The sequence below is a fragment of the Streptomyces sp. AK010 genome (assembly GCF_014207295.1).
Lineage (GTDB): Bacteria > Actinomycetota > Actinomycetes > Streptomycetales > Streptomycetaceae > Streptomyces > Streptomyces massasporeus.
In genome coordinates, this window is sequence record NZ_JACHCX010000048.1 from 1 (window position 1) to 8,250 (window position 8,250).

3 pseudogenes are annotated in these 8,250 nt (G+C 66.2%); 2 read left to right on the forward strand and 1 reads right to left on the reverse strand.

Annotated features, from left to right (window positions below):
* Positions 1-94 precede the first annotated feature (94 nt).
* A pseudogene (locus tag HDC93_RS37305) lies at positions 95-505 on the reverse strand (transposase); the annotation flags it as partial.
* A gap of 648 nt (positions 506-1,153) precedes the next feature.
* On the opposite strand from HDC93_RS37305, the pseudogene HDC93_RS37310 reads away from it, so the two are divergent.
* Together HDC93_RS37310 and HDC93_RS37315 are read left to right on the forward strand one after the other, a co-directional pair.
* Positions 1,154-4,749, forward strand: a pseudogene (locus tag HDC93_RS37310) (LamG domain-containing protein).
* 1,115 nt (positions 4,750-5,864) lie between these two features.
* Positions 5,865-8,162: pseudogene (locus HDC93_RS37315) on the forward strand (hypothetical protein); the annotation flags it as partial.
* Between the last annotated feature and the right edge of the window lie 88 nt (positions 8,163-8,250).

Here is an 8,250-nt window from a genome sequence, read left to right on the forward strand (position 1 = left end):
AGGCCCTGCCTTCATGCACCTACCGGCCAAGATCACCCGTCAAGGGATCCTGTTCGATCAGAACCGCCCCCGTGATCGATAGGAATACGGCTTCTGATACCTCGCTCTTGGAAATCCCGCTGTTCGCTCCCAGCGCCTTGACCAGGGCGTCGACCGAGCGTGTGGACACCCCGTGAACGTACGCCTCCATGATGACGGCGAACAGGGCCTGGTCGATGCGGCGGCGACGCTCCAGCAGGCTCGGGAAGAAGCTGCCCGAGCGCAGCTTGGGTATGGCCAGGTCCAGGTCACCGGCCTGCGTAGTGAGCGTCTTGTCGCGGTGCCCGTTGCGCAGCGCGGTGCGTGTCTCGGTGCGCTCGTTCCACTCCGCGTCGATCCTCGACGTCGCCTCGGCCTCGATCAGCTCCTGCAGCATCCGCTCGGCCACGGACCGGACGAGTTCGAGTCCGTCCGCCGAACGCAGTGACTCCAGCAGCCGAAGTAAGTCATGCTGGGACAGGGCCATCATACGCCTCCTGGTTGAACTGGCCGTTCACCAGGGAGAGTTGCATGGTGGCCCGCCTGCCGGGCAGGGAGCGGAATCCCTGTCCACACACGCCCCGGGGCGTACGCCCCCACGTTGATCGGCTACACCACATAGCGGACGCCATCCCAAGCTGGATGGTTTCGTGGGTGGTGTGCACGCACCCAGTGAGTTGAGTACGGGGTCGCTCTCCAGCGAGCACCCACCATGTGGGAGCGGTGTCCATACAGAGGCCCGCCACGCCCAGCTCACGACGTCTGCGGCCACCAACTGTGGGAGGGACAGGCAAGGTTGGGAGAGTTCACCTTCGACGCCTGCACCCACCCCGCGGTGAGACGCAAAGGTCAAGAAGTTACGCCCGTGCACGTTAATGTGACTTCCAACACCATTGACCGTCGAGCTGGATCGTCACATGATCGCCACAGTGTGTTGTTAAGGAAAAATTAAGGGGCGGGTGGGGCGGGCGTGTTCACGCGAAGACGGCGGCACGGCTGGCGGAATGCGGCGGGCACCGGGGCGTTAGCCGTGGCGCTACTTGGGGGAGCGCTCCCAGGAGTCGCAGTGGCGAGCGTTCCTGCCGCAGTGGCGGAGGACCAAGCCGCCGCTGGGGCTGGGAAGACTGCGGAGTCGGTGGCAAGTGCCCTCGCAGCCGAATCTGGTGAGCGAGTAGCCGTGGAAGGGGCAACGACCGAGTCCTCTCAGGTCTTCGCCAACCCGGACGGCACCTTCACGCAGGAGATGAATGCGGCTCCGGTCCGCGCGCGCAAGGACGACGGTGCGTGGGGCGCCATCGACACCACTCTCGTGCGCGACGTTGACGGCGAGATCCGGGCAAAGAACACAACGGCCGCTGTCACCTTCACGGGCGGGGGCAACGGTGATGGCCTGGTCAGGCTGGAGGACGGGGGCCACTCGCTGAAGCTCGGCTGGCCGACCGCACTCCCTGAGCCTGAACTCAAGGGTGCCACGGCCACCTACCCTGACGTCTTTCGAGACGTCGATCTGCAATTGACCGCTCTGAGCACTGGTTACACCTCGGTCCTCGTGGTCAAAACTGCGGAGGCCGCGGATAACCCGGCGCTCGCCAGCATCAAGATGACTGCCTCCGGCGAGGGCCTGGACATCGCCCCTACGGCCGATGGCGGCTTCGTCGCCAGAGACCAGGACGGCACTCCGGTGTTCGAGAGTCCAGCCGGGCGAATGTGGGACTCAGCCGGCGACAGCGCGGCCAGCACACCCGCCGAAGTGACCTCAGGGGTCAGCACGCAACTCGCACGCACGGCAGCGGCAACCGGCACGAGGGCAGCGGAAGAACCGGAGCCCAGGGGAACGGCCCCTCTCCCCGAGGCCAAGGGTGAACCTTCACCTTCAGAGGGTCCTGGCAGCGGTGACGCGACGGCCGAACTGCCGCTCAAGGTGACGGACACGAGCCTGGAGATCACGCCGGATCCGGACCTACTGCGCGGCGAGGACACCGTCTTCCCGCTCTACATCGACCCGCCGACCAAGGGCATAGCGCTGGGTGACTGGACTGCTCTGGCTTCGAACGGGACCAAGTACTGGGAGTTCGACGGGGACAAGGGAGTGGGTCGCTGCTCGAACTACGGCGGTTACCTGTGCTCCAACAGCCCGTACACCCAGCGCATGTACTTCGAGTACCCGCTGTCGTCGATCCACGGCAAGAAGGTCCTGGACGCGACGATGGAGGTGTACCAGGAGTGGACGTTCACCTGTGAGCCGCGCTGGTACGACCTGAGCCGTGTGGACAAGGGCATCTCCTCCAGCACCACCTGGTCGTCCCGCCCCAACGCGGTGGACCTGATGGGTGACCGGAATGTGGCCTAGGCCGGGGAGGCTTGTGTACTCCGCCGCAGCCAGCGAATTGGGTGCGCTTCAGCGACAACGTGGGGGAGGAGAGCAACGAGAACCTCACCACCACCCTCGCGTCCTACGCCTCTAAGAAGGCGTCGCAGATCACCTTCTCCCTGGCGGCGCACGACGAGTCGAACGCGGCGGCCTGGGCACGGTTCCGCAACGACGCCAAGCTGTCGGTGACATACGTTTCTTACCCGTCCAAGCCGACTTCGTACGGGGTTCAGCAGGGCACCACCGGGCGGGCCTGCAACGCCTCGACGCAGTCCTTCGCCACCAGCGACACCACCCCGAAGATGCTCGCCACGGTGCAATCGGCCGACGGCTCCAACTCCCAGCTGCGTGCCGCGTTCGAGGTGTGGAAGGGGGACGGATCCAGCCGCGTCTGGTCCGACGCCTCACCGGACAGCGCCTGGGTGGCTGACAACGCTCCCCGCACCGCGACGTCCAGCACGCTCCCGGCTCAGACGGACTACCGGATGCGGGTCAAGACGCAGGCGTACTACAAGACGGACCGGGGCTCTACCGGTGTCCTGGACTCGTCCTGGTCGTCCTGGTGCTATTTCCGGATCGACACCGACTCGCCCCCTCCTCCGGTGGTGAGCAGCGCGGACGGCACCTACAAGCCCGCTGAGACCGACCCCGCGGCGGGCGGCGTGGGCACGCCGGGCAGGTTCACCTTCACCCCCGGAGATGCCAGCCCCACCACAGCCGGCATCCAGTCGGATGTGGTCACCTACAAGTTCAAGCTGAACAGCGGCGCGATGTCCCCGCCGATCCCCGTCGCCAAGGGCGCGGCCACCATCCAGACGATCACGCCGAACCAGGCCGGTGAGAACACCATCCAGGTCTGGGGCTACGACGCCGCCGGCCACAGCTCGCTCACCGGCTACTACAGCTTCCTGGTGAAGGGCGCAGAAAAGCCCTCCGGCATCTGGCACCTGGACAACTCCCTCACCGACGCCACCACCGCCACCCAGCATCCACTCGTCTCCTCGGGCGCCACCTGGGACACCCTGGCCCGCAGCGGCTCCGCCGCGGCGAAGTTCAATGGCACGACGGCGTACCTGTCCACTTCAGGCGCAGTGCTGGACACCACCAAGTCGTTCACCGTCTCAGCCTGGGCGCGCTTGGAGAAGAAGGACGTCAACTACACCGTTCTTTCGCAGGCGGGAACGAACGCCTCCGGATTCCAGTTGTACTACTCCACCGCCTACAACGCCTGGATCTTCAACCGCCACCAGGCCGACGTCACCAATCCGACGATCGTGCGGTCGATCGGCACCAAGCCGCCTGTTCTGAAGGCATGGACCCACCTGGCGGGCGTCTACGACGCCGCCGCGCAGAACCTTCAGCTCTACGTCAACGGCATTGCGCAGGGCAAGCCAGTACCGTTCACCGCCATACCCTGGAAAGCGTCCGGTGGTCTGCAGGTCGGACGGTTGTGGGACGACGCCGCAGGCAAAGAGAACTTCGCTGGAACCATCGACGAGGTGAAGGTCTGGTCCCGGGCGCTCGCGGACACCGAGGTCGCCCACGAGGCGTGGCTGGAGGACGAGGATCTCAGCGACGGCACCGCCGGCGACCCGGTCCCGGCGCTGGTCGCCAAGTGGGACGCCACGGACATGGCCAACGCGACCGGCACCACGGTCAAGGACACCAGCGGCTTCGGCCGTAACCTCACCCTCAACGGGGCCGCGCTCACCCGAATCACCACGGGTGATCCGGAGATCGGCGAAGAGGTCACGACCACGCAGACGATGTCCCTGAACGGGACCAGCGCGTATGCCAGTGCCACCGGCCCGATCGTTGACGACTCCGGTTCGTTCACCGCGACCGCCTGGGTAACGCTGGACCCGGCCAAGTTCGCCGACATCAGCAAGTCCTACGCGGTGCAGGTGTTCGGCCAGGCCGGGACAAGCCAATCGTCCTGGGGTGTCTGGTACGAGCAGCCCTCCGGCAGCACGCAGGGGCGATGGACGTTCGGCCGACCCGACAAGGACGGCACTGGGGCGGCCTGGACCGAAAACGAGTCCACCGCATTCACCACGGCCCAACTGGGCGTCTCGGTCATGCTGACGGTTGTCTACGACGCACAGGCCGCAGTGGACCCGGACGACACCTCCCAGCTCGGCGCGCTCAAGCTCTATGTAGACAGCGCGCAGATGGGCGCCGAGGACGGCGTTCCGTACTCCGCTCCGTGGCAGGGCAGCGGAGCGTTCGAGATCGGCCGGGCGAAGATCAACGGCGTTGCTGCCCGTTACTTCCCCGGAACGATCGACAGCGTGCGCGTCTGGGCCGGAGCCACCTCCACCGACATGATCGCCAACCGGCGCAACACCGAGCAGCAGTAGGAAGTGAGGTAGGGCGGGCAGCCCCGCCCTACCTCACCCCCCGCCCAGCTTCGGTGCTCGAACGGGCGCGCATCCCAGCGCGGACGCGCCGCGAGATCAAGCATCTGGGCACCGAGGCCGCTGCCAGGCGCCTCAATTCCTATTCCATTTCCTAGAACCGGGAAGTCACCGTGTCCTCAAGACCCTTCCGCAAGCGGTTGCCAGGGGCGGTCGTACGCCGCTGGCTTGGCCGTGGCGCGGTCGTCGCCTCCCTCTCTCTGCTGCCCCAGGTCGTGGTTCCCTCGGGATACGACTTCGCCGCGCAGGCCCAGTCCGTGGCTGCTCGCAAGAAGCTCGAGGACCGGCCTGAGGCGAAGATCGACAAGGTGGGGGTGCTCAGGCCCGGCACATCGAAAGCTCCGAAGGACAAGTCCGTCTCGGCGTCCCGCAAGACCCGCGAGAGGTTGAAGGAAGCTGCCTGGCCGAAGTCCGGGAAGGCAACCGCCGAGGTCACGGCGAGCTCCGAGGCCACTGTCGCCGTCGGCGGGCTCGGAATGGAGCTGGCGCAGGAGCCCGTCGCACCGGCAGCCAAGTCCGCGAAGGCCAGGGCAAAGAGGAAGGCGACGGGGCCGGCGGAGAAGGTGGCGCTTCGCGTCCATTCCCGGGCGGCAGCGAAGAAGGCGGGTGTCAACGGCGTCCTGCTCACCGTCGACCCGTCGCGAACCGAACCCAGGAAGGGAGCGGAGGACACCGACAAGCTCCGGGTCTCCCTGGACTACTCGTCGTTCTCCGACGTCTACGGCGGAAACTTCGGCCCCCGCCTGAGCCTCGTGGAGCTCCCGGCGTGTGCGCTGACCACGCCGGATAAGAAGTCCTGCCGCACCCAGACCCCCGTGGCCGGCGCGGACAACGATGCCCAGTCCCAGACCCTGACCGGCACTGTGACCGCCCGCAGCCTCAAAGCCGGCACGCCGATGCTGCTGGCCGCCGCGGCCGACAGCTCGGGCGGCGGGGGCGACTACAGCGCCACTCCGCTGTCCCCGACGGCGACCTGGGAGGCCGGCGGCAGCACGGGTGACTTCACCTGGAACTACCCCCTGCGAGTCCCCCCGGCCACGGCCGGTCCGGCGCCGGACCTGTCCATCTCCTATAACTCCGCATCCGTGGACGGTCGTACGGCCGGGGAGAACAACCAGACCTCGGTGATTGGTGAAGGTTTCTCGATCACTGAGTCCTACATCGAGCGCAAGTACAGCTCCTGCAAGGACGACGGCCAGTCCGGCAAGGGCGACCTGTGCTGGAAGTACGCCAACGCCACCCTGGTCCTCAACGGCAAGGCCGTCGAGCTGGTCAACGCCTGCGCCGACAAGTCGGCCTGTGACACCGCTGCGCTGTCCGAGGCATCCGGCGGCTCGTGGAAGGTGAAGAACGAGGACGGCACGCGCGTCGAGCACCTCACCGGAGCCAGCGGCAACGGCGATAACAACGGTGAGTACTGGAAGGTGACCGACGCTTCCGGCATCCAGTACTACTTCGGCAAGCACCGGATGCCCGGCTGGAGCGATAAGGGCACCTCCGACACCGCCGACGACGACCCGTCCACCTACTCCACCTGGGCTGTCCCTGTCTTCGGTGACGACTCCGGCGAGCCGTGCCACAAGTCCACTGGCTTCGCCGACTCCTCCTGCAACCAGGCGTGGCGCTGGAACCTCGACTACGTCGTGGACACCCACGACAACGCCAGCACCTACTGGTACAGCAAGGAGACCAACTACTACTCCAAGAACGCCGACACCACGGTCAACGGCACCGCCTACACCCGCGGCGGCTACCTCAACCGCATCGACTACGGTCTGCGCAGCGACCTGATCTACTCCAAGCCCGCTGCCCAGCAGGTCCGCTTCATCTACGGCCAGCGCTGCGTCGTCGCCAACGGCTGCTCCAGCCTTACCAAGGACACCAAAGCCAACTGGCCCGACGTGCCGTACGACATGATCTGTGCGGCCGACACCAAGTGCACCACCCAGGTCGGCCCCGCCTTCTTCACCCGCCAGCGCCTCATCGACATCACCACCTCGGTGTGGACCGGCACGGGCACCACTCGGCGGGACGTCGACACCTGGCATCTGTCCCACGACTTCCCCGACACCGGCGATGCCTCCTCGCCGAGCCTGTGGCTCAAGTCCATCCAGAACACAGGCAAGGCCAACACCACCACGGCCGAAATGCCGCCCGTCGTCTTCGGCGGCATCCAGATGCCGAACCACGTCGAAGGCAGCGGCCAGGACAACCTGCGCTACATCAAGTGGCGCCTGCGCACCATCAAGTCCGAGACCGGCTCAACCCTCACCGTCAACTACTCCGACCCCGAATGCATCTGGGGCAGCAGCATGCCCTCGGCGGTCGACAAGAACACACGGCGCTGCTTCCCCGTGAAGTGGTCCCAGTCCGGGACCACCCCGGTCACCGACTGGTTCCACAAGTACGTGGTCACTTCCGTCCTCCAGGACGACCCCTACGGCCACAGTGACACCGGTGAGACCTACTACGACTACCAGGGCGGCGCCGGTTGGGCCTACTCAGACGATGAGGGCCTGACCAAGCCGTCCAACCGCACCTGGTCGCAGTGGCGCGGCTACGGCAAGGTCGTGACGACTTTCGGTAACTCGGAGGGCCCGCGCTCCAAGAAGTCGACGCTCTTCATGCGCGGCCTGAACGGGGAGAAGGAACTCGACGGCACGGCCCGCGTGGCGAAGGTCACCGACTCCACCGGCACCGCCATCGACGACTCCCGCCAGTACGCCGGCTTCGTCCGCGAGACCATCGCATACAACGGCACCGAGGAACTCAGCGGCACCATCAACACCCCCTGGTCTCACAAGACCGGAGGTCATACGTACAGCTGGGGTACGACCGAGGCGTGGATCGTCCAGGCTGGTGAGACAACCACCCGCACCAAGATCTCCACCGGCACCCGCACGGTCAAGCAGAAGACCACGTACGACACCACGTACGGCATGCCGATCACCGTTGAGGACAGCGGTGACGCCGCTAAGACCGGTGACGAGTCGTGCGTGCGGACCAGCTACGCCCGCAACACCTCCGCATGGCTGGTGAACAAGGTCTCGCGCACCGAGACCTACTCGGTGCCGTGCGCGACCATCCCGTCGGTCCCCGCCGACGTCGTCTCCGACATCACCACGGCCTACGACGGCAAGGCGGTCGGCGCGGCGCCCACCAGGGGTGACATCACCGCCACCTACCGAGTAGCCAGCTACGAAGTGGCGGACAAGTCTCCCGTCTACCAGCAGGTTTCCAGCTCTACGTTCGACAAGCTGGGGCGCCCGGTCACCGAAACCAACGCCCTCAACCGCACGGTCAAGACCAGTTATGTGCCCGACGACACCGGCTACGGACCGCTGACGTCTAAGACGCCATCCGCTTTCCGAACGTGATCGTTTAGTTCGGGCTGGGTGGGCATGAACTCCGGTTGGCGGCGGGAGAGATGGGCGTGGTTCGTCC